Genomic DNA, 22,718 nt, shown 5'->3' on the forward strand with positions numbered 1-22,718 from the left:
CTCCCACATGTAGATCTTTAATTAAGAAGGGTTTTATTTCTTTTGCTTCGGGATGCGCACTAACTGGGTGTCCGAATAGATGTCATGCCAGCCGCGTTTCTGTTTATCGAACAACGCCCAGATAAACCCCAGCCCCACGCACAACCACGACGCAATCGACACCACAAAGCGCAACAGCGCCTGCCACAGGCTGATGCGCGAGCCATCGGCGTTCTGCACGCGCACGCCCCACACCTGCATGCCCAGGGTCTGCCCGGAATGGGTCCAGAACTTGGCGAAGAAGCCGAACAGCACAAAGAACAGAATCGTCGACAGCAGCGGGTCGCCGTCCAGGGCACCGGATTCGGTGAGGGTGCGCATCCTGGCTTCGCCTAGAAATGCCATCCACACCAGCTTGTAGATAAATGCGGTGACGATCAGCAGGGCGGTGCACAACAGGAAATCATAGAACATCGCTGCCAGGCGACGGCCCAGGCCAACGGCGGGGAATTCGCCTTGGGGGCTCAGCAGGGGTTTGGACATGGCAGGATTCTCTGAGGAAAAAACGCATTTTACGGAATCGCGTCCATAAAAAAGCCCCTGATGTCATATCAGGGGCTTTTTGTCGCAGTAAGGATCAACCTTCTGCTTGTACTTCGTCAGCCTGCATGCCTTTTTGGCCCTGCACCGCAACGAATGTCACTTTCTGGCCTTCTTTGAGGCTCTTGAACCCGTTGCCCTGAATAGCGCGGAAATGTACGAACAGATCCGGACCGCTTTCTGGAGTGATAAAACCAAACCCTTTTTCGTCGTTAAACCACTTGACGGTACCGCTCTGACGTTCAGCCATTTTCTTATTTCCTTGACGCTATAAATTGATGACAGTCCCTTTCACATGAAAGAGTACTGGGCTGGGTTGCAGGAAAGTAAGAGACGTCGAACGGGTTGTAGCACAACTACTTCAGCTACTGCCCAGGTCCAGGTTCCAAGCGACCCATGCAAACACAGTGGGCAAACTCTACGCCAACTAATAGAGAAAATACAAGCCCTGCAAAACTCCATGTTTTGCTCGGCCTCATGACACTTCGTTGAATAATGTAGAGCGGACTTATTCGATAGATTCGCTCACTTGTTATAGCTGTACACCTATAACAATAACTATCGTGAATGCACTGTTTTATGGCGGTTGCGTTACAGATTAGTGCACGTTAACGCAACCGCGTTACTTATAGGAACAGTCAATCAACCACGATAGTAACGCTGTGGCACGAATGGCATTTTACTTACACGAAGCGGCACCTTTTTCCCACGCACCAACGCAGAGACTTCGGTATCCAGTGCAATGAATGCGCTGTCCAGGTAACCCATGGCCAAAGGGCCGCCGAGGCTTGGGCCAAAGCCGCCGCTGCAGACGCTGCCGATCACAGTGCCGTGCTCATCGACAATTTCTGCCCCTTCGCGCACCGGAGTGCGTTCCTGGGGTAACAGGCCGACGCGTTTGCGGCTTACACCGGTCTGCTGCTGGGTGAAGATTCGGTCGGCACCCGGGAAGCCGCCGGCGCGTGCGCCATCGGCACGGCGGGCCTTGGAGATGGCCCACAGCAGGCTGGCTTCAATGGGCGTGGTTTCGGTGTTCATGTCGTGGCCGTACAGGCACAGGCCGGCTTCCAGGCGCAGGGAGTCGCGGGCGCCCAGGCCGATGGCCTGTACTTCGCTCTCGGCCAACAGGCTGCGCGCGAGGCTTTCGGCATTGGCCGCAGGCACGGAGATTTCAAAGCCGTCTTCACCGGTATAACCGGAGCGGCTGACGTAGCAGTCCACACCCAGCAGGCGCAGGGAAGCGAACTGCATAAAGGTCATCTTGGTCACTTCCGGCGCCAGGCGCGCCAGCACCTTCACCGCTGCGGGGCCTTGCAGGGCAAGCAGGGCGCGTTCTTCGAACAGCGGCTCGATGGTGCACTGATCACCAATGTGTTTGCGCAGGTGCGCCAGGTCCTGGTCCTTGCAGGCGGCGTTGACCACCAGGAACAGTTCGTCGTTGCCCAGGTTGGCGACCATCAGGTCATCCAGGATGCCGCCTTGCTCGTTGGTGAACATTGCGTAGCGCTGCATACCTACCGGCAGGTCGATGATGTCCACGGGCACCAGGGTTTCCAGGGCCTTGGCGGCATTGGCACCGGTCAGGCGGATCTGGCCCATGTGGGACACGTCAAATAACCCGGCGTGTTCACGGGTGTGCAGGTGTTCCTTCATCACACCCAGTGGATATTGCACCGGCATGTCATAGCCGGCGAAGGGCACCATGCGTGCGCCCAGTTCGATGTGCAGGGCGTGCAATGGGGTTTTCAACAGGGTTTCGGTGGACATATTCAGCTCCTGAAAAACGTGCTGCCGCGCCTTTAGGCGTCAGCACTCGATAATGTTGACCGCCAAACCGCCACGGGCGGTTTCCTTGTATTTGCTTTTCATATCGGCACCGGTCTGGCGCATGGTGCGGATGACCTTATCCAGCGAAACGAAATGCTGCCCGTCGCCGCGCAAAGCCATGCGCACCGCATTGATGGCCTTCACCGAGCCCATGGCGTTGCGCTCGATGCACGGCACCTGTACCAGGCCGCCAATCGGATCGCAGGTCAGGCCGAGGTTGTGTTCCATGCCGATCTCGGCAGCGTTCTCCACTTGGGACACGCTGCCGCCCAGCACTTCGCACAGCGCCCCGGCAGCCATGGAACAGGCCACGCCGACTTCGCCCTGACAACCGACTTCGGCGCCGGAGATCGACGCGTTTTCCTTGTACAAAATCCCGATGGCGGCGGCGGTGAGCAGGAAGCGCACCACGCCGTCTTCGTTCGCGCCTGGGATAAAGCGCATGTAGTAATGCAGCACGGCCGGAATGATCCCGGCTGCACCATTGGTGGGCGCCGTGACCACGCGTCCGCCGTTGGCGTTTTCTTCGTTGACCGCCAGCGCGTACAGGTTGACCCAATCGAGCACCGACAACGGATCACGCAGCGCCGATTCCGGGTGCTTGCACAGTTGGCGATGCAGCGCGGCGGCACGGCGTTTGACCTTCAGGCCACCGGGCAAAATCCCTTCATTGCGACAACCGGCGTCCACGCAGTCCTGCATCACCTGCCAGATTTTCAGCAGGCCGGCGCGGGTTTCCGCTTCAGGGCGCCAGGCACTTTCATTGGTCAGCATCACTTGGCTGATGGACAGGCCGTAAGTGGCGCAATGGCCGAGCAAGTCCTTGGCGTGTTTGAAGGGGAATGTCAGCGGCGTGGCATCTTCGACAATCCGGTCGGCACCGGCGGCGTCTTCATCCACTACAAAACCACCGCCGACCGAGTAGTACTCGCGGCTGCGAATCTGGATGTTGGCAGCGTCGAAGGCACGAAAAATCATGCCGTTGGGATGGTAGGCGAGGGGTTTGCGAATCATCGCCAAGTGTTCTTTCTCGTTGAACGCAATGCTGTGTTCGCCGAGCAGGTTCAAGCGGCCATCGCTGCGCATCTGTGCCAGGCGTGCGGCGACGGTTTCAGTGTTCACGGTGTCCGGGTGTTCGCCTTCCAGGCCAAGCAACACAGCCTTGTCGCTGCCGTGACCTTTACCGGTGGCACCGAGGGAACCGTAGAGTTCCACCTTGATGCTGCAGGTGGTGGTCAGCAGGTTGTCACGTTTGAGGCCTTCGACGAATCGAGCGGCGGCGCGCATGGGGCCGACGGTGTGGGAACTGGAGGGGCCGATGCCAATCTTGAACAGGTCGAACACGCTTAAAGACATGAGTGGTTCTCCGGTTTCTTATTATGTTTTGGGTGTACTCGGTCAGTGTGGGAGGGGGCTTGCTCCCGATGGCAGTGCGTCAGTCAACAGAGATGTTGAATGTAAAACCGCCATCGGGAGCAAGCCCCCTCCCACATTTGATTGAGTTCAGCCTCAGGTTACGCGTAGCTCTCGATTGAAGGGCATGCGCATACGAGATTGCGATCACCAAACACGTTGTCGACCCGACCAACCGGTGGCCAGTACTTGCCTTCGATCAGCGAAGCAACCGGATACACCGCCTGTTCACGGCTGTAGGGGTGGCTCCATTCGCCCACCAGTTCCGCCGCAGTGTGCGGAGCGTTCTTGAGTGGGTTGTCGTCCTTGTCCAGTGTGCCGTTTTCCACTGCGCGGATTTCTTCGCGAATGGCGATCATGGCGTCGCAGAAGCGGTCCAGTTCTTCTTTGGATTCACTTTCCGTCGGCTCGATCATCAAGGTGCCGGCCACCGGGAACGACATGGTCGGTGCGTGGAAACCGAAGTCGATCAGGCGCTTGGCCACGTCATCCACGCTGATGCCGCTGCTGTCTTTCAGTGGGCGCAGGTCGAGGATGCATTCATGCGCCACCAGGCCGTTGCTGCCGGTGTAGAGCACGGGGTAGTGCTCTTCCAGGCGGCGGGAGATGTAGTTGGCATTCAGGATCGCCAGTTGCGAAGCGCGCTTGAGGCCTGCGCCGCCCATCATGCTGATGTACATCCAGGTGATCGGCAGAATGCTCGCGCTGCCGAACGGTGCCGCACAGACCGCGCCTTCCTTGCGCTCCATGGCCGCGTGGCCCGGCAGGAATGGCGTGAGGTGGGACTTGACGCCAATCGGGCCAACGCCCGGGCCGCCACCGCCGTGAGGAATGCAGAACGTCTTGTGCAGGTTCAGGTGGGACACGTCGCCGCCGAACTTGCCCGGGGCGCAGAGGCCGACCATCGCGTTCATGTTAGCGCCGTCGATGTACACCTGGCCGCCGTTGTCGTGGATGACGCCGCAGATCTCGCGGATGCCTTCCTCGAACACGCCGTGGGTAGACGGGTAGGTGATCATCAGTGCCGCGAGGTGATCGCGGTGCTCGATGGCCTTGGCGCGCAGGTCTTCAATGTCCACGTTGCCTCGGGCGTCGCAGGCGGTGACGACGACGCGCATGCCAGCCATGTTGGCGGTGGCCGGGTTGGTGCCGTGGGCCGAAGACGGGATCAGGCAGATGTCGCGGCGTTCTTCGCCACGGCTCTGGTGATAAGCACGAATGGCCAACAGACCGGCGTATTCGCCTTGGGAACCGGCGTTCGGCTGCAGCGAGATCGCGTCATAGCCGGTGGCCGCGCAGAGCATGGCTTCCAGGTCGGAGGTCAGTTGCAGGTAGCCGGCGCTTTGTGCGGCCGGTGCGAAGGGGTGCAGGGCACCGAATTCGGCCCAGGTCACCGGGATCATTTCGCTGGCGGCGTTGAGCTTCATGGTGCACGAGCCCAGCGGGATCATGGTGCGGTCCAGGGCCAGGTCTTTGTCTGCCAGCTTGCGCAGGTAGCGCATCAACTCGGTTTCGGAGTGATAACGGTTGAACACCGGGTGGCTGAGGATCGGCGACTGGCGCAGTAGTGCGGCCGGCAGGGTGCTCTCAGTTGCCGCGAAGGCTGGCAGGGCCTTGCCGTCGGCGAAGATCGCCCATAGGGTTTCGATATCGGCTGGGGTGGTGGTTTCGTCCACCGACAGGCCAACACGCTCAGCGTCCACCACACGCAGGTTGATGCGCTGGGCGCGGGCCTTATCGTGCAGGGCGGCGGTGTGGGCGCCGGTGTTGAGGGTGAGGGTGTCGAAGAAGTGTTGCTGCTCGACGTTCAAGCCCAAGGCAGTCAAGCCTTTGGCCAGGATCGCGGTCAGCTGGTGAATGCGCTGGGCGATCTGGGTCAGGCCTTTAGGCCCGTGGTACACGGCGTACATGCTGGCGATGTTGGCCAGCAGCACTTGGGCGGTGCAGATGTTGCTGGTGGCCTTCTCGCGGCGGATATGTTGCTCGCGGGTCTGCATGGCCAAGCGCAGGGCCGGCTTGCCGAAGCGGTCAACAGACACACCGACCAGACGGCCCGGCATGTCGCGCTTGAACGCATCCTTGGTGGAGAAGTACGCCGCGTGAGGGCCACCGAAGCCCAGCGGCACGCCGAAGCGTTGCGCGCTGCCGATGGCGACGTCGGCGCCGAATTCGCCCGGAGGGGTCAGCAGGGTCAGGGCCAGCAGATCGGCGGCCACGGCTACCAATGCGTTGGCGGCGTGGAAGCGTTCGGTCAGTTCGCGGTAGTCGAACACGTCACCGTTGCTGGCCGGGTATTGCAGCAGGGCGCCGAAGAACGGGCTGACGTCGGTCAGTTCACGCTCATCGCCCACAACCACATCAATGCCCAGCGGTTCGGCGCGGGTACGCAGCACGTCGAGGGTCTGCGGGTGACTGTGCACCGAGGCGAAGAAGGCGTTGCTGCCTTTGTTCTTGCTCAGGCGTTTGCAGAAAGTCATGGCTTCGGCAGCGGCAGTAGCTTCGTCCAGCAGCGAGGCGTTGGCGATCGGCAGGCCGGTGAGGTCGCTGATCAGGGTCTGGAAGTTCAGCAGCGCTTCCAGGCGGCCTTGGGAAATTTCTGGCTGGTACGGAGTGTAGGCGGTGTACCAGGCTGGGTTTTCCAGCAGGTTGCGCAGGATCGGTGACGGCGTGTGGCAGTTGTAGTAGCCCTGGCCGATGTAGGTCTTGAACAGTTGGTTCTGGCTGGCGATGGCCTTGATCTTCGCCAGGGCCTCGGCTTCGCTCAGGCCGTCTTCCAGGCCGAGCACGCTGGTGCCCTTGATGCTTTCCGGGATCACACTGGCGCTCAGGGCTTCCAGGGAGTCAAAGCCCAAGCTGGCGAGCATGTGCTGCTCATCTTCCTGGCGCGGGCCGATGTGGCGGGCGATGAATTCGTTAGCGGTGCTGAGATTGATCGTCATGGTGCGCTCCTCAGGCTTCAGCGTTGGCTTTGATCAGGCGGTCGTACGCATCCTGATCCAACAGCTTAGCCACTGCGTCGGCATCGGCCGGTTTAAAGCGGAAGAACCAGCCTTCGCCCATCGGATCTTCGTTGACCAGTTCCGGGCTGCCATCGAGCTTGTCGTTCACTTCGAGGACTTCACCGTCCAACGGCATGTACACACCGCTGGCAGCTTTTACCGACTCCACGGTGGACGCTTCGGCGCCCTTGTCATAGGTCTGCAGCTCAGGCAGTTGCACGAAAACCACATCACCCAGCGCGTTCTGCGCAAATGCGGTAATGCCCACGGTGACGCTGCCATCGGCTTCGGCACGCAGCCATTCGTGATCTTCAGTAAAACGCAACTCGCTCATGGAAATTCCTCAGGGCCAGATTCGTCTGGTGGACGGGATTGGAATAATGGGGAGTTACTTAGCAAGATCGCGGCCAATGTTGTTAATCCTTTATAAATCAATAGCTTAATAATTAAGTCTGCAACGTTGGCCACGGCGGCTGTAGCGATTTCGATACAGTGCGGTGCGCGAAAAAAAGCCTATGTGGATCAAAGCCTTGCATGGCGCGTAAAAAGCAGGGCTGTAGCGATATCGTTCCGCTGTAGCGCTTTCAGTACGGTGAAGGTCGCTTTCAGCCCTTTGTGCAAGATAGATGTACTGCTTTGGGCGTTCCCTGACGCTTTAACGTGCCGTGATCTCGTTATCAGGATGCATCCCATGCGTGCTTCAACTGCAAATTCTCCGGAGCTCACCCAGGCGCGGATGTCCCGCGATTACTTATCCAAAGTGTTTGCCCATCGCTTGAGCCTGACCGCTGTGGCCCAGTCCATGATCCAGGGCTGGCTGGAGGAGCGGTTCGTCGGTGCGCGCCTGCGGGCGCCCACTGCTTGGATCGGTGTGATACAGGCTGGCGGTGGTTACACACAGCTCATCACGTTGAGCGATGCGCTGATCAAACGCTGCATGAGCGGCGAAGCGCTGAACTACACGCCAGGCCATCATCAACTGCTGACTCGCTCGGGCGAGCGGGTGTTCGAGGCGGTGACCGACGCGATCACCGTGGACGACATCGAACAGATGCTCAACGCCCTGGCCCCCGGTGTGCTGGAGGGGTTTGCCGAGCGGTTGGTGGACTACTGGAACGAGCGCGTGTCGGACGGTTCGGCGCACAGTCGCTGGGACGCGGTCGGCCGCCAATTGCGTGCGTGCCTGATGACGGCGCGGCAGAACCCGCCACTAAGCTCGGAGCACGCGCGCGCGCTGCTGGGGCAGGGCGATGAACATACCCAGGTCTGGAGCGACCGCGCGGATCGCGAAGCGTTGGGCCAGCCGCATGTATTGCGGATCTATCAGGTGTTTGCGGTCCAGAACGAACGCCAGGGCGAATGGCTGCCTTTGCTGGTGTTGCAACGTCAGGTGCAGGGCCAGCGTGTCACGCTGCTGTACGTCCCGGCGCTGAACCTGCTGACGCTCGATAACCTCGACGCGTTGGGCAATCTGTTGCCGCGCTATATGAACCACTATTTGCCCGGGGTTCCCGTCCACTGGGTGCTGCGTGAGCCCGAGGGCAACGTGTTCGATGCCCTGGCCCAGACGTTGTTGGAGCGCCAGTTACGCAGCCTGTATCGGGTCGATTGGTCGGCACTGCCGGAGATTGGCAGTTATGAACAGTTGTTCATTTCACTCACCTCACCGCTGGCCTGGTTCGACCCCGACGCACTGCAACAACCCCACGAAGAACAGTTGCCGCTCTGGTTGCAACTGGCCGGCAGCGCAGATCGTCTGGTTTATGGCCAGTGGCTTGAGCGCCTGCAGCAAACCACCGGTGGCGCATCATTTCTGGATGGCCTCGACTCAATAGATGTCTACGCGCGCAACGCCCTGCGCCGGCAAATGCGCCTGGACCGCCCCGGCCAGGCGATCATCGACCCGGATGATTACCAAGTTGGCTGGACCCAACGCACCGCCAGGACCTTGACCCAATGGTCGCTGGAAAACCCCTTCGTCACGGCATATGCCAGCGTGCAGATCAGCCATCAGACCCAGCCGGAAAGCGTGCCCGGCTGGCTGACAGCTGCGTACCTCAAGCAACTGATCGAACGCGTGGACGTGGGCAAGCACTATCCGACGCTGCTTGAGCGCGCGTTGATTTCGGACCCGGTGGACTGCCCACGTCGGCGTCGCTTGTTTGTTGATCAGATGACGATCCAACTGCCCATGCGCGCCTTTGAAAACAGCCTGCGCCGGCGCCACGGCTTTACCCGGACCGGCGCCCTGGTGGTGCGCACGATGCTGCAGGACGACCCGCTCAAGCGTGTGCTCAGTGGCGAGGTGATTGTGGCGCGGCCCCTGGCGTTCCTGCTCCATGCCGGCGGGCGTGCCCACAAGGCGGATAACCTGTTTGTGATCGGCCCGCGCGATAACAGCCCGCTGCCCCACATTCTTTATCGGCCGGATCACGTCGACGCCGTGTTGCAACAATTCCCCAGTCGCCAGGCGCTACTTGATGAAATCGCCCGCGTCGACAGCGATCTGCAGCACCTGGTGCTGCAACGCTTGCCGGACGCCAGTCGGGCGTTGTTCGGCAATGGCGGTTTTCTGCGGCCCCACGTTCAGCGTTTTCTACCGGGGGATGAATACGACGCGCAGCCCACTTCAAGCCCGGTCCTGCTCAGTGATGAAGTGATAACCGGTGATTTTCTGGCGGTCGTGTTCGATGAAAACGCCGACGGCCTCTGGCAACTGGCGGTGAAGCAGTCGGCGTCCAACGAGGCGTTGCGCTGGGCCGTGTTCAAGAATGATCTGTGGCAATTGTTCAATGCGCTGCTGCCCATGATTCGCGGGCCGGTGGCGGTCGCGGGCTGGCTGTTTCAAACCTTCAAGACGTTTCGCGCGGTCCTGGCGCTGCCGCCAGACGCCAGCCAGGAAGACGCCGCCGCTGCCCTCACCGAACTGATCGGTAGCCTGGCTGGCTTGCTCCTGAGCCCGGTGGTCAAACTGGATGAACGTTTGGGCCTGAGTGCGAGCAAAGCCGTCACCACCGGCACGGTGCACACCACGGACGTCATCCCGGTCGGCCAGGTTCGCCAACCAACGTCGACGTTTGCCTGGCCGCGTTCGCTCGCGGATATCACCGCTATGGATTATTCCTGGGCTAATTCACGGCTCAAGCTCAATCCGCAGCAGCAGGCAAAGCTTGAGACCTTCCAGTGGGCGCCTGGTCGGTTAGAGCGTGGGCCCGACAGGCCCGCGGTGTTCTCGGTCGACAGCCCGATGCGCGGCCAGGTCCAGGTGCTGCGCGACGGTGGCGCTGCGAGCCAGGAAAACTACACGTTGCTCGACAGCAAGATATACGGCGTGACGGCAGTGGAAGGTGGCTGGCGAATAGCTGATCTCAGGGATCCCCAGCGCCTGGGGCCGTGGCTCAGAAAGAGCGCGGATGACGTATGGACAATCGACCTCGGCCTGCGCTTGCTCGGTGGGCAGAAGAGAAGCCCGGCTGCGCGGCGCTATGCGCAAGTCGAGCGCAAGAGTCTCTTGATTAAGGATGAGTACGACGCGGCTGTCGCTGAACTCATAGCGTGCGAACGCAAAGTGAAGGCAGCCGAAAGCCTGTGCGAAAAGGCCCATTCAAGCGCTGAAGGGCAATTTACCGACCAGCACCGGCGCGATGCCAGGATGCGCTTTTTGGCGGAAATGGAAAAACAAGAGGGAGCGCAACAAAAACAACTCAATCTGCTTATCCGCAAGAACAGCATTAAGCCCATGGATGGTTTTGAAAGAGAGCATTGCGCGCAACTGAAGACCATGCTGGAAACCATGCGCCGACGCATGTACGTATTGACCTTCAATCGTCGTGAGGAGCAGTTGCCACCAGCGCGCATAGAGCAAGTGACCGCGCAGTTTGAGGATGCTGACGTGACGGTGTCCCAGGCCGCCGAGCGTGTGCTGAACGAAGAAGCGCATAAGATCGGCGAGTTTCAGCAATCCATGGTTAACCTGAGCTTCTGGGAACGTGTGTTCTACCAGCGTTTGCAGGGTGTACCTGGCTATAAATCCTTCGTCGGCGACTTGGCGCCTTCGTCCTATGGTGCGCCGCTCGACTGGAGGACGCTGCAGTTGCAGACCCTCAAACAGATGATCTGGCGTCGACGGCCGACGCCCGAAGAACACGACGATTGCATGCGGGTCAAGGGGGCGATCGACGAGGCGATTCAATCGGCCCAGTCGCAAAAAACCATTGATGAAGCGGGCGTGCTCAGTGTGCAGCAGCGCATTGAAGGTATTCGGGCGATTCTGCACGAGTACGCCAGCACCCTGGCGATACTCGCGGAGTACCGCGAAGCACTGCCGGAGGTGATTCACAGCGACATTGAAGTGCCTGTGGAGTCGACAATCCTCAGTCTGGATCAAGAGTCCCGAATATCGTTGGCCAAACTGCTGCGCGAGCAGGAGGGTAGCCCCCAGGCGACGGCATTGCGACGCCCTGGCGCCGATCAACGGCTGGTCCGTGACTCGAAAAAACGCTACCAACTGGGGCGGGTGCGTGCGCGTACGCCGGATTCGGGTGAAGAGATCGTCGACCTGATCAGCCCGGTTGATCAGCGCGTGGTGGTCAGTTTGCAGGAGCGGGCCGGTTCAACTGAGTTCGAAGCGATTGCCGAGGCGGCGCCCGTTGTGCCGCGTCCGACACGTTCCCTGGAAAACCTCAAGGGCGACGCCCGCCGTTTGTTGCAACGCGAACCCATGGTGCTGCAACAGGCGCGCAACGAGGCGCTCGGCAATACCCCGCCGGAGAACGTTGAGGCGCGGCTGACGCGGCAATCCGCGACCGTCCGGGCGGTTGCCGACAAGTTGCGCAAGGCGCTGCCAGCCGCGCCCGATGTTGTGTCGCAGACGTTGTTGGATGATCTGGAGAAGGTCGCGCGGCGGTACCTGGAACAGGGGCGATTGTTGCGCATCGAGATGATCAAGCGTATGCCGCCCAATGAAAGCGGGATCGCCTGGCTTCATGCTCAAGACCAACTGCAGATCGTGCGCATCGAGGGGCGTATTGCCCTCAAGCGCGTCGATGATTTTTTGCAGGAGTATGTGGTCAAGGACAAGCAGGGCAGGGTGCTGGCGTACGCGCACTTTCATTATTTGACGCCCACCGCAGCGGATGCCGATTTCAAGGCCGGGCATCTGAAACTTCCGGAGCAGCGCTTCACTAGTTTCCGCAGCCTGGCCGACAAGACCGATTCGGATGTGGTCGCGATCTATTACTCGCGCATCAGCGCGCCCATGGCCGAGCGGCTGTTCTTTCGCGCAACTGACTCGGTCAAGCACCGAGGGCGGCGGGCGTTCTGGTGACGATTGGGTTCAGGATTTGCCGGGAATGCCGTACTTGCGCAGGCGATGGGCGATGGCGGTGTGAGAGGTCTGCAGGCGGCTGGCCAGTTGTCGGGTCGAGGGGTAGCTGACGTAGAGCGTCTCCAGCAGGCCGCGTTCGAAGTCCTCGACCGCCTGTTCGAGGCTGTCGACTTCGCCGTCGCTCTGGCGTGCCACCGAGGTGCCGGCGATGTCCAGATCGCCGATGTCCACCAGGCTGCTTTCGCAGATCGCGGCGGCGCGGAAGATCACGTTCTGCAACTGGCGCACATTGCCTGGCCAGCGATTGCCCAACAGCGCCGGGTAGGTGCCTGGCGCCAGGCGGCAGACCGGACGCTGGATCTGCGCGCAGGCTTGCTGCATGAAGTAACGCGCCAGCAACAGAATGTCCTGGCCACGCTCGCGCAGCGGCGGTACTTCGACGTTGAGCACGTTGAGGCGGTAGAACAGGTCTTCGCGGAACGTGCCTTCGGCGACCATTTTTTCCAGGTCGCGGTGGGTGGCGCTGAGGATGCGCACATTGACCTTCACTTCACGGTCGCCACCCACCCGACGAAAACTGCCGTCATTGAGGAAGCGCAGCAGCTTGGCTTGCAGGTACGGCGACATTTCGCCGATTTCATCGAGGAACACCGTGCCCTGGTTGGCCAGCTCCATCAGCCCCGGCTTGCCGCCGCGCTGGGCACCGGTGAAGGCGCCGGGGGCATAACCGAACAGCTCGCTTTCGGCGAGGTTCTCCGGCAGCGCCGCGCAATTCAACGCCAGAAACGGTGCGCTGTGGCGCGTGCTGATAGCGTGGCAGGCGCGCGCCACCAGCTCTTTGCCGGTGCCGGTTTCGCCCTGGATCAACAGTGGCGCATCCAGTGCCGCGACCCGTTGGGCACGTGCCTTGAGGGTACGGATCGCCGGTGATTCGCCGAGCAGCGCATCAAAGCCTTCGGCGTGGTCGTGGTGCAGCGCCGACAGTTGTTCGCCGATGCGGTTGGGTTGGTAGAGCGTGAGCAGGGCGCCGGCGTCGGTGATCGGCGTGGCATCCAGCAGCCAGGTCTGACCGTTGATGCTGATCTCGCGCAAGGGCAGGCGAAAGCCCTGCTCCAGCAAGGTATCGAGCAACGCCGTGTCATTGAAAAGCTCGGCGATACTTTCCCCGGCCGGTTCGCGTCCGTACAACGCAATCAGCGCCGGGTTGGCCAGCAGGATCTTGCCCGCACTGTCCAGGGCCAGCACCGGGTCGGTCATCGCTGCCAGCAAAGCATCGAGTTGCAGGTGGCGGCGTTGGCCGGGGAGGATGTCCACCACCGTCACCGCCTGCACGCCCTGAACGCTGAACAGCGCGTCGCGCAACTCTTCCAGTACCTCGGCGCTCAGGGTCGGGGCGTCGATATAGACGTTGGGCGGCACCATTTCCACCGCATCCAGGTTGAGATTGCGCCCACCGAGCAAGGCCAGGACTTCCTGGGTAATGCCGACGCGGTCGATGAAGCTGACGTGGATACGCATGGGGCGCTAACAATTCTGGGGAGCGGGAGGCGGCAAGTATGCCTTGGCGCGGATGTAGATCAAAATGTGGGAGGGGCGGTGCAACGATTCGACTTGCTCCCGATAGCAGGGTGTCAGTCAGCTTATTTTCAGCTGACACACCGCCATCGGGAGCAAGCCCCTCCCACATTTGGAGCAGGGTTGTGTCAGTTATTCCAAGTGCTCAGGCTTGATCGGGTCGCCGGATTTCACATCCAGCTGATGCCGCACATCCTCGAACATCTGGTCGTACTGCTTGTGCATCGAGCCATTCAACACCGCGATCTTCGGCATCCCGTACTTCTGCGCGATGTTCATCGCGTGCCGCGCGAAGTCGAAAGCCTGGTCCTTGGGCAGATAGAACTCTTCGTTGATGTCCTTACCCTGCACCGAGCCGTGCAGCTTGAACAGCATGCCCGTGCCTTCCTTTGGGTCCTGGCTGACTTCATAGTCAATGCACAGGTTGTAGCTGTAGTCGTCCTTGTTAAGGGCGTGACGTTCGACGTGCAGGTGACCGGGTTCAAAGGTGGCCATAGGCGTATCTCCTCTACTTCACAGATAGGTGATGCCAGGTGTTGCCGTGCTGATGCGCGTGCCGGCGCTGCCCTGGACGATGGCTTCGATGTCCGAGAGTGAACCGATGACCGCAGTTTTGCCAGTCTGACGGGCGAATTCACAGGCGGCCTGCACCTTGGGCCCCATGGAGCCGGCGGCGAAGCCGAGTTTTTCCATGTCATCGGGATGGGCCTGGCCGATGGCCTTTTGCGTCGGTTTGCCAAAGTCGATGAACGCTGCGTTGACGTCGGTGGCGATCACCAGCAGATCGGCGTTCAGTTGCGAAGCCAATAGCGAAGAGCACAGGTCTTTGTCGATGACCGCTTCAATACCTCTGAGCTTGCCGTCCTCACCGTACATGGTCGGGATACCGCCACCGCCGGCGCAAATCACAATGGCGCTTTTTTCCAGCAGCCATTTGATCGGGCGGATTTCAAAGATGCGTTTGGGGCGCGGGCTGGCGACGACGCGGCGATATTTATCGCCATCCGGGGCAATGGCCCAGCCTTTCTCGGCGGCGAGTTTTTCCGCTTCTGCCTTGGAGTACACCGGGCCGATGGGTTTGGTGGGGTTCTGGAAGGCCGGGTCCTTGGCGTCCACTTCCACCTGGGTGAGCAGGGTGGCGAACGGCACTTCAAAGTCCAGCAGGTTGCCCAGTTCCTGTTCGATGATGTAGCCGATCATGCCTTCGGTCTCGGCGCCAAGCACGTCCAGCGGGTAAGGAGAGACGCTGGTATAAGCGGCCGCCTGCAACGACAACAGGCCGACTTGCGGGCCATTGCCGTGGGCGATCACCAGCTCGTTGCCGGAGTGAATCTTGGCGATCTGTTCGGTGGCGATGCGGATATTGGCGCGTTGGTTGTCTGCGGTCATGGGTTCACCACGGCGCAGGAGGGCGTTGCCGCCCAGGGCTACGACGATGCGCATAATTCAATCCTTCTATGGGTGTGAACACAGAGGCCAATGTGGGAGGGGGCTTGCTCCCGATAGCGGTATGTCAGGCAACTTATCTGTAGCTGATCCGCCGCCATCGGGGGCAAGTCGAATCGTCGCACCGCCCCTCCCACACTTAACCCGTGTAGCCTTTAGATATCCGCGAGTGCCGACACCAGGATCGCCTTGATGGTGTGCATGCGGTTTTCCGCTTGCTCAAAGGCGATGTTGGCCGGCGACTCGAAGACTTCCTCGGTCACTTCCACGCCATTGGCCAGGTTCGGATACCGCGCGGCAATGTCCTTGCCGACCTTGGTCTCGCTGTTGTGGAACGCCGGCAGGCAGTGCATGAACTTCACGCGTGGGTTGCCCGAGGCTTTCATCATCTTGGCGTTGACTTGGTACGGCAGCAGTTGCTCGATGCGCTCGTCCCACGCTTCCACCGGCTCGCCCATGGACACCCAGATATCGGTGTGGATGAAGTCCACGCCTTTGACTGCTTCTTTCGGGTCTTCGGTGATGGTGATGCGTGCGCCGCTTTCCTCGGCGAATGCCTGGCACTGTTTGATGAAGTCTTCATGGGGCCACAGGGCTTTCGGCGCGCCGATGCGCACGTCCATGCCGAGCTTGGCGCCGATCATCAGCAGCGAGTTGCCCATGTTGTAACGGGCGTCGCCCAGGTAGGCGTAGCTGATGTCATGCAGCGGCTTGTCGCTGTGCTCGCGCATGGTCAGGGTGTCGGCGATCATTTGGGTCGGGTGGAATTCAGCGGTGAGGCCGTTGAACACCGGAACCCCGGCGAACTTGGCCAGTTCTTCGACGATTTCCTGTTCGAAGCCACGGTATTCAATGGCGTCAAACATGCGGCCCAAAACGCGGGCGGTGTCTTTCATGCTTTCTTTGTGGCCGATTTGCGACGAAACCGGGTCGATATAGGTGACGTGGGCGCCTTGGTCATGGGCCGCCACCTCGAACGCGCAGCGGGTGCGGGTCGACGTTTTTTCGAAGATCAGCGCGATGTTCTTGCCTTGCAGGTGCGGACGCTCGGTGCCGGTGTATTTGGCGCGCTTGAGGTCGCGGGACAGGTCCAGCAGGTAGTTCAGCTCGCGAGTGGTGTGGTGCATCAGCGAGAGCAGGCTGCGGTTGCGCATATTAAAAGCCATGGTGGATCTCCTTAGGTTTCGGTTATCCCCTCGGCTGCTGCTGGATAAGCAGCGGCCAAGGCCAAAAATTAATAGTCGATAGGGTCGCGGATGATCGGGCAGGTCATGCAGTGGCCGCCGCCACGGCCACGGCCGAGTTCGCCGGCGCTGATGGTGATGACCTCCACGCCAGACTTGCGCAGCAGGGTGTTGGTGTAGGTGTTGCGGTCGTAGCCGATCACCACGCCTGGCTCCAAGGCCACTACGTTGTTGCCGTCGTCCCACTGCTCGCGCTCGGCGGCGAAGCTGTTGCCGCCGGTCTCGACCACGCGCAGGGCCTTGAGGTTGAGCGCGGCGGCAACGGTCTCGAGGAAGTTGGTTTTCTCCCGTTGGATGTCGATGCCGTGGGGCTTGCTGTCGTCAGGGCGCAGGGTGAAGGGCACGATCTGGTTGACCACTTCCGGGAAGATGGTCACCAGGTCGCGGTCGCAGAAGCTGAACACGGTGTCCAGGTGCATCGCCGCGCGGGATTTCGGCAGGCCGGCAACGATTACCCGTTCCACAGCTTTGTTCTTGAACAGGTTGCGCGCCAGTTGGCCAATGGCCTGGTGGGACGAACGCTCGCCCATGCCGATCAACACCACGCCATTGCCAATGGGCATGACGTCGCCGCCTTCCAGCGTGGCGGCACCGTGTTCCTGGTCGGGGTCGCCGTACCAGATCTGGAAGTCGGCGTTGGTGAACTCGGGATGGAATTTGTAGATGGCGCTGGCCAGCAGGGTTTCCTGGCGTCGCGCCGGCCAGTACATCGGGTTGAGCGTCACGCCGCCGTAGATCCAGCAGGTGGTGTCGCGGGTGAACTGGGTGTTGGGCAGCGGCGGCAGAATGAAACTGGCGTGGCCGAGGAAGTCGCGGAACATCTCGATGGTCTTGCCACCGAAGCTGCTCGGCAGGTCATCGGCCGACACGCCACCAATCAGGAACTCGGCGATCTTGCGCGGCTCCAGGCTGCGCAACCAGGAGCTGACTTCATCGACCAGGCCCAGGCCCACGGTGTTGGAGGTGATCTTGCGTTCCAGGATCCAGTCCAGGGCTTCGGGGATGGCAACGATATCGGTCAGCAGGTTGTGCATTTCCAGCACATCAATATCCCGCTCGCGCATTTTGGTCACGAAGTCGAAATGGTCGCGCTTGGCCTGGGCCACCCACAACACGTCATCGAACAGCAGTTCATCGCAGTTATTCGGGGTCAGCCGTTGGTGGGCCAAGCCTGGGGAGCACACCATGACTTTGCGCAGTTTGCCGGCTTCGGAATGTACGCCGTACTTCACTTTTTCCGTGGTCATTACAGATCCTCCAAGGAGCAACAGTTACAGAGTCAGGAAGCCGTCGTAGAGGCCATAGGCAGCCACCAGGGCGCCAATGACGACTGCGGCGAAAATCAGCTTCTCGACGTTGGTGAAAATCGGTTTGCCCAGTTCATGCTTAGCCTTGGCGAACAGGATCGCGCCGGGGGCATAGAGCAGGGCGGACAACAGCAGGTACTTGGTGCCGCCGGCGTAGAGCAGCCAGACCGCGTAGATCAGCGCGACTGCGCCGATGAACAGGTCTTTCTTGCGCTCTTTGAGGGCGTTTTCGTAGGTTTCGCCGCGCACCGCCAACAGTAGGGCGTAGGCCGCCGACCACAGGTAAGGCACCAGGATCATCGAGGTGGCGAGGTAGATCAGCGACAGGTAGGTACTGGCGGAAAACAGCGTGATCACCAGGAACACTTGGACCATGGCGTTGGTCAGCCACAGGGCGTTGACCGGCACATGGTTGGCGTTTTCCTTACGCAGGAACTCCGGCATGGTGTGGTCCTTGGCGGCGGCGAACATGATCTCCGCACACAGCAGCACCCACGACAGCAACGCCCCCAGCAGCGAGATGATCAAGCCGACGCTGATCAGCACCGCGCCCCAGTGGCCTACCACATGCTCCAGCACCGCAGCCATTGACGGGTTCTGCAACTTGGCCAGTTCCGGCTGGGTCATGATGCCCAGGGACAGCACGTTCACCAGCATTAGGAACAACAGCACAGTGATAAAGCCGATCACGGTGGCCTTGCCGACGTCGCTGCGTTTTTCCGCACGGGACGAGAAGATGCTCGCGCCTTCGATGCCGATGAACACCCACACGGTGACCAGCATCATGTTGCGCACTTGGTTCATCACGCTGCCCAGGTCTGGGTTTTTTACGCCCCAGATGTCAGCGGTGAAGATGTCCAGCTTGAACGCGAACACGGCGATCAACACGAACAGTACCAGTGGCACCACCTTGGCGACCGTGGTCACCAGGTTGATGAACGCCGCTTCCTTGATCCCGCGCAGTACCAGAAAATGCACGGCCCACAGCAACACCGACGCGCCAATCACCGCTGCGGGTGTGTTGCCTTCGCCGAAGATCGGGAAGAAGTATCCGAGTGTGCTGAACAGCAATACGAAGTAGCCGACGTTGCCCAGCCAAGCGCTGATCCAGTAGCCCCAGGCTGACGAGAAACCCATGTAGTCGCCGAATCCGGCCTTGGCGTAGGCGTACACGCCGCCATCGAGGTCGGGCTTGCGATTGGCCAGGGTCTGAAACACGAACGCGAGGGTCAACATGCCGATGGCGGTAATCACCCAACCGATCAATACCGCGCCAACATCAGCGCTGGCGGCCATATTTTGCGGCAGGGAAAAGATCCCGCCGCCGATCATTGAGCCCACGACAAGTGCAACCAGTGCACCTAATCGAAGTTTTCCGGGGGATTCAGACATTGCATAACTCCAATGCAGGAGAAGAGAGACCACAGAATAATTCCGTGTGCTAATCAAACAGCTGACTCAGATCACTTCATTGGCACATCCCATTGTGAATAAATGACTTAGGCTGGAAACTCGTGGGCGATAAAAATCCTTGGAAACGCGCTGCGCAGAGCGGTTAACCCCATTAAATTTAATTATTTGGCCGGTGAGATGGACGTTTGAAGCTAAACCTTTTTGCCGGATGTGCAAACTATTTGAGCGGTGTTTCACTTATTCGCTATAAATATTAAGAGTTGATGCACTATTTAAAATCTAAATAAGCCTAAATGTTGTTAATTTAAATGCCATTTGGTTATGAACGGATTGATTTAATCGCCATCCCTAATAAACGCTACACTCGCTGATTTAATTAGTTGAGTGCTCAGTTGTCAGCTCAACTCGGTCTTTCAGTCAGGAGTGTTCATGTCTCAACCGGCCCAGAAACTTCGACTCAGCGCCCTGATCGCCTTGGTGGTGGGGTCGATGATCGGCGGCGGGATCTTTTCCCTGCCGCAAAACATGGCCGCCCGTGCCGAGGTGGGCGCGGTATTGATCGGCTGGGCGATCACCGCCGTCGGCATGTTGACCCTCGCGTTTGTGTTCCAGACCCTGGCCAATCGCAAACCCGAGTTGGATTCAGGGGTGTATGCCTACGCCAAGGCCGGTTTTGGCGATTACATGGGGTTTTCGTCGGCTTGGGGCTATTGGATCAGTGCCTGGATGGGCAACGTCGGTTACTTCGTGTTGCTGTTCAGTACCCTTGGCTACTTTTTTCCGGTATTCGGCCAGGGCAATACGCCGGTTGCCATCGGCTGCGCATCGCTGTTGCTGTGGGCGGTGCATTTCCTGGTCATGCGTGGGATCAAGGAGGCGGCATTCATCAACCAGATCACTACCGTGGCGAAGATCGTGCCGCTGCTGATGTTTATCGTGATCGCGGCCGTGGCCTTTAAAGCCGATATCTTCACCCGTGACATCTGGGGCTTGGGCAACCCGCAGCTCGGCAGCGTGGTGGATCAGGTGCGCAACATGATGCTGGTCACGGTGTTCGTGTTTATCGGCATCGAAGGCGCCAGCGTCTATTCGGCGCGGGCCGAGAAGCGCTCGGATGTCGGGCGCGCCACGGTGATTGGCTTTCTTGGCGTGCTGGCGCTGTTGGCGCTGGTAAATGTGCTGTCCCTTGGGATCATGAGCCAGCCAGAGCTGGCCAGCCTGCAAAACCCCTCCCTGGCGGGCGTGCTGGAGCATATTGTCGGCCCTTGGGGCGCCCTGCTGATCAGCCTGGGCCTCGCGGTGTCGCTGTTGGGTGCATTGCTGTCCTGGGCGTTACTCTGCGCGGAAATCCTCTACGCCACGGCTCACGACAAGACCATGCCGGCGTTCTTGAAGAAGGAAAACGCCAACCAGGTGCCGGTCAATGCCTTGTGGCTGACCAATGTGATGATCCAGATTTTTCTGGTGATCACGCTGTTTTCCCACAGCACTTACACCACGCTGATTTACCTGGCGTCGTCGATGATTCTGGTGCCGTACCTGTGGTCGGCGGCGTATGCCGTGCTGTTGAGCGGGCGGGGAGAAACCTATGAAGGTGCCCACCGCCATCGCATCAAGGACCTGCTGGTGGGGTTGATCGCCCTGGGCTACGCCCTGTGGCTGCTCTACGCGGGGGGGCTGAAATACCTGCTGCTGTCGGCGCTGCTGTATGCGCCGGGCGTGATCCTGTTCGCCCTGGCCAAGCGCGAACAGGGCCAGCCGTTGTTTACCCATGTTGAGAAGGGCATTTTCAGCTGCGTGATCGCCGGTGCAGGGCTGGCGGCGTATGGGTTGTACAGCGGGGTGTTGTCGTTGTAGTGGGGGGACGGTGCTGGCCTCATCGGGAGCAAGCCCCCTCCCACATTTTGATGGGTGAACATATTCAAAATGTGGGAGGTCCCACTACCTTTTCGACGTAGCGCTGTCGCGCAGCAAACGGGCGAGCTGGCTTGCCCCGTGTTGGGGGGGAAGCGCCCCTGATTAAGACGAATGCGGTGTATCAGGCACTCTTCTGCGCCTGGTTTTGGGGCTGCTTCGCAGCCCAACGCGGGGCAAGCCCGCTCGCCACAGTTACAGTGGTCCTCTTTAACTGACTGGCATTAGGACAAGCCCGCTCGCCACAGGAATGCGCTCGTCTGAAATGGTTTATGCAAGACTCAGGGCTTGCTCCCCATAGCGGCGGTCAAGTCACCATTGCGGCCTGTGCGAGCCCAACTCTCCAGCCGGCAAATCCCATTGCAATGGCGTACCGACGATGGTCAGCGGGGGCAGCAGCCGGTGGGCCTGGCCCCAGGCGGTTTGTTCCACGACCAGGCCTTGATCTCCAGGTTCTTCCTCTCGCAACGCCGGTTGCTCCGGAGCCTGGCCTGCTTCCACCAGTAACGTCGCGGTGCGCGCCAACGACAACCGCGCCGAACCACCGCGCCCGGACTGCAATCGTTCGTCCAGCGCCTGAATCGCACTGGCCGCCATGAGGTACCCGGTCGCGTGATCCAGCGCCTGCAACGGCAGCGGCACCGGTTTATCCGCGTGTTTCCAGAGCATGCCCGCCTCGGCGATCCCGCTGCTCATCTGCACAAGGCTGTCGAAGCCCCGACGATTTCGCCACGGGCCGCTCCAGCCGTAGGCGTTTAGGCTGACGTCAATCAGGCCGGGGGCGATGTGTTGCAGTTCTGGGGCGGTGTAGCCCAGGTGCTCCAGGGCGTCAGCGCGGTAACCGTGGAGCAGGATGTCGGCGTCCTTGAGCAAACGCTCGAACATCATCCGGCCTTCGGGCGTTTTCAGGTCCAGGCGCGCGCAGCGTTTGCCCAAGGTCATTTCCGGGACCACGCCGGGTTCGTTCCAGGTGGGGGAGTCGATGCGCAGTACATCCGCGCCGAGGCCGGCAAGAAAACGACTGGCCACGGGGCCGGCCAATACGCGGGTCAGGTCCAGCACCTTGAGGCCGGCCAGCGGGCGTGCCGCCGAACCGAGCCAGGGTTTGTCGGTTGTGGTTTCGAAAGTCCGGCGTTGGACCAACGCCTCGGCGTTCACCGCCAACCCTTGCGGATGTCGCTGCCAGGCGCGCCACGCACGCATCTGCGCCGCGCAGCCACCTTGGTCGACAATCGCCTGTTCCAGTTCGGCGGCGTTCCACGCAGCGACCTTGCCGGCCATCTCGGCGCGGTCGGCGACCTTGCCCAGCACCCGTTCGGCGGCTGCGCGGTGATGGGGCGCGTTGGTGTGCAGGCGAATCCAGCCATCGGCGCTGGCGTAGTCGCCGGCTACCGGGTCCCACAGTGGCGGCACTTGCCAGCCTATCGGGCGGATCGAGGAAGAAAACCAGAACGAGGCGAGGCGCCGGTCCACACTCACGCTGGGCAAGCGCCCGGTCTGTTGCTGGATCAGTTGTGCGACGGCCTGCCCGGCGGCGCCGATGCTGGCACTGGCCAGTTCGGTGACGGCGTAGGTCGAGGGCAGGGCGCCAGCCTCGGTGAAGGTCAGCGGGGTGTGGGGTAGATCGAGTGCGGCTTGGATGGGAGTCAGCAGGTCAGTCATCGAAGGCCCTCCG

At 60.5% G+C, this 22,718-nt stretch carries 15 protein-coding genes; 2 read left to right on the top strand and 13 right to left on the bottom strand.

Going from position 1 to position 22,718, the window contains the following annotated elements; all coding sequences use genetic code 11:
* Positions 1-33: 33 nt before the first annotated feature.
* The 6 genes from ACKZ62_RS05660 to gcvH all read right to left on the bottom strand — a co-directional run bounded on the left by ACKZ62_RS05660 (position 34) and on the right by gcvH (position 7,152).
* Positions 34-522: an RDD family protein gene (locus ACKZ62_RS05660; RefSeq protein ID WP_032890948.1), complete on the bottom strand. Its 489-nt coding sequence runs from the start codon at positions 520-522 to the stop codon at positions 34-36.
* A gap of 94 nt (positions 523-616) precedes the next feature.
* The gene (locus ACKZ62_RS05665; protein ID WP_003365337.1) at positions 617-829 is read right to left on the bottom strand and encodes a cold-shock protein; all 213 of its coding nucleotides are present in this window, start codon (positions 827-829) and stop codon (positions 617-619) included.
* 392 nt (positions 830-1,221) lie between these two features.
* A complete protein-coding gene (gcvT, locus tag ACKZ62_RS05670; protein ID WP_032890950.1) occupies positions 1,222-2,346 on the bottom strand; it encodes a glycine cleavage system aminomethyltransferase GcvT in 1,125 nt (374 codons plus the stop codon).
* A 39-nt stretch (positions 2,347-2,385) separates the two neighbouring features.
* Positions 2,386-3,762, bottom strand: coding sequence for an L-serine ammonia-lyase (locus tag ACKZ62_RS05675; RefSeq protein ID WP_032890951.1), 1,377 nt, complete (start codon positions 3,760-3,762; stop codon positions 2,386-2,388).
* 158 nt (positions 3,763-3,920) lie between these two features.
* A complete protein-coding gene (gcvP, locus tag ACKZ62_RS05680; RefSeq protein ID WP_122753120.1) occupies positions 3,921-6,758 on the bottom strand; it encodes an aminomethyl-transferring glycine dehydrogenase in 2,838 nt (945 codons plus the stop codon).
* Between the two features lie 10 nt (positions 6,759-6,768).
* Positions 6,769-7,152: a glycine cleavage system protein GcvH gene (gcvH, locus tag ACKZ62_RS05685; protein WP_032890954.1), complete on the bottom strand. Its 384-nt coding sequence runs from the start codon at positions 7,150-7,152 to the stop codon at positions 6,769-6,771.
* 357 nt (positions 7,153-7,509) lie between these two features.
* On the opposite strand from gcvH, the gene ACKZ62_RS05690 reads away from it, so the two are divergent.
* Positions 7,510-12,144 (top strand): hypothetical protein, encoded by a 4,635-nt coding sequence (locus ACKZ62_RS05690; RefSeq protein ID WP_447096422.1) that lies wholly within the window; start codon positions 7,510-7,512, stop codon positions 12,142-12,144.
* 9 nt (positions 12,145-12,153) lie between these two features.
* On the opposite strand, the gene ACKZ62_RS05695 is transcribed toward ACKZ62_RS05690, so the two are convergent.
* From ACKZ62_RS05695 to arcD (ACKZ62_RS05720), 6 genes are all read right to left on the bottom strand, one after another.
* Positions 12,154-13,662: a transcriptional regulator GcsR gene (locus tag ACKZ62_RS05695; RefSeq protein WP_122680760.1), complete on the bottom strand. Its 1,509-nt coding sequence runs from the start codon at positions 13,660-13,662 to the stop codon at positions 12,154-12,156.
* A gap of 189 nt (positions 13,663-13,851) precedes the next feature.
* Positions 13,852-14,214: a DUF5064 family protein gene (locus ACKZ62_RS05700; protein ID WP_032890958.1), complete on the bottom strand. Its 363-nt coding sequence runs from the start codon at positions 14,212-14,214 to the stop codon at positions 13,852-13,854.
* 18 nt (positions 14,215-14,232) lie between these two features.
* Positions 14,233-15,162 carry a carbamate kinase gene (gene arcC, locus ACKZ62_RS05705; protein ID WP_095185751.1) on the bottom strand — a complete coding sequence of 310 codons (930 nt, stop codon included), beginning with the start codon at positions 15,160-15,162 and terminating at the stop codon, positions 14,233-14,235.
* 158 nt (positions 15,163-15,320) lie between these two features.
* Complete coding sequence (locus ACKZ62_RS05710; protein WP_015885593.1) at positions 15,321-16,331, bottom strand: ornithine carbamoyltransferase; 1,011 nt, start codon at positions 16,329-16,331, stop codon at positions 15,321-15,323.
* Between the two features lie 68 nt (positions 16,332-16,399).
* Positions 16,400-17,656 carry an arginine deiminase gene (gene arcA, locus ACKZ62_RS05715; RefSeq protein ID WP_447096423.1) on the bottom strand — a complete coding sequence of 419 codons (1,257 nt, stop codon included), beginning with the start codon at positions 17,654-17,656 and terminating at the stop codon, positions 16,400-16,402.
* Between the two features lie 24 nt (positions 17,657-17,680).
* A complete protein-coding gene (gene arcD, locus ACKZ62_RS05720; RefSeq protein WP_032890966.1) occupies positions 17,681-19,108 on the bottom strand; it encodes an arginine-ornithine antiporter in 1,428 nt (475 codons plus the stop codon).
* Between the two features lie 450 nt (positions 19,109-19,558).
* Between arcD (ACKZ62_RS05720) and arcD (ACKZ62_RS05725) the strand changes: the two genes are divergently transcribed.
* Positions 19,559-20,986 (top strand): arginine-ornithine antiporter, encoded by a 1,428-nt coding sequence (arcD, locus tag ACKZ62_RS05725; protein ID WP_032890967.1) that lies wholly within the window; start codon positions 19,559-19,561, stop codon positions 20,984-20,986.
* 369 nt (positions 20,987-21,355) lie between these two features.
* Here the strand turns inward: arcD (ACKZ62_RS05725) and ACKZ62_RS05730 are convergent, their stop codons facing one another.
* The gene (locus ACKZ62_RS05730; protein ID WP_447096424.1) at positions 21,356-22,705 is read right to left on the bottom strand and encodes a CoA transferase; all 1,350 of its coding nucleotides are present in this window, start codon (positions 22,703-22,705) and stop codon (positions 21,356-21,358) included.
* Positions 22,706-22,718: the final 13 nt, after the last annotated feature.

It is taken from the genome of Pseudomonas sivasensis (genome assembly GCF_052938085.1).

Excerpts from the sequence above, each read along its gene's own strand:
- ACKZ62_RS05700 (WP_032890958.1), bottom strand. The coding sequence starts at position 14,214 with ATGGCCACCTTTGAACCCGGTCACCTGCACGTCGAACGTCACGCCCTT.
- arcD (WP_032890966.1), bottom strand. The coding sequence starts at position 19,108 with ATGTCTGAATCCCCCGGAAAACTTCGATTAGGTGCACTGGTTGCACTT.
- gcvH (WP_032890954.1), bottom strand. The coding sequence starts at position 7,152 with ATGAGCGAGTTGCGTTTTACTGAAGATCACGAATGGCTGCGTGCCGAA.
- ACKZ62_RS05675 (WP_032890951.1), bottom strand. The coding sequence starts at position 3,762 with ATGTCTTTAAGCGTGTTCGACCTGTTCAAGATTGGCATCGGCCCCTCC.
- ACKZ62_RS05710 (WP_015885593.1), bottom strand. The coding sequence starts at position 16,331 with ATGGCTTTTAATATGCGCAACCGCAGCCTGCTCTCGCTGATGCACCAC.
- gcvP (WP_122753120.1), bottom strand. The coding sequence starts at position 6,758 with ATGACGATCAATCTCAGCACCGCTAACGAATTCATCGCCCGCCACATC.
- arcC (WP_095185751.1), bottom strand. The coding sequence starts at position 15,162 with ATGCGCATCGTCGTAGCCCTGGGCGGCAACGCCCTCCTGCGCCGTGGT.
- gcvT (WP_032890950.1), bottom strand. The coding sequence starts at position 2,346 with ATGTCCACCGAAACCCTGTTGAAAACCCCATTGCACGCCCTGCACATC.
- arcD (WP_032890967.1), top strand. The coding sequence starts at position 19,559 with ATGTCTCAACCGGCCCAGAAACTTCGACTCAGCGCCCTGATCGCCTTG.
- ACKZ62_RS05665 (WP_003365337.1), bottom strand. The coding sequence starts at position 829 with ATGGCTGAACGTCAGAGCGGTACCGTCAAGTGGTTTAACGACGAAAAA.
- ACKZ62_RS05690 (WP_447096422.1), top strand. The coding sequence starts at position 7,510 with ATGCGTGCTTCAACTGCAAATTCTCCGGAGCTCACCCAGGCGCGGATG.
- arcA (WP_447096423.1), bottom strand. The coding sequence starts at position 17,656 with ATGACCACGGAAAAAGTGAAGTACGGCGTACATTCCGAAGCCGGCAAA.
- ACKZ62_RS05695 (WP_122680760.1), bottom strand. The coding sequence starts at position 13,662 with ATGCGTATCCACGTCAGCTTCATCGACCGCGTCGGCATTACCCAGGAA.
- ACKZ62_RS05730 (WP_447096424.1), bottom strand. The coding sequence starts at position 22,705 with ATGACTGACCTGCTGACTCCCATCCAAGCCGCACTCGATCTACCCCAC.
- ACKZ62_RS05660 (WP_032890948.1), bottom strand. The coding sequence starts at position 522 with ATGTCCAAACCCCTGCTGAGCCCCCAAGGCGAATTCCCCGCCGTTGGC.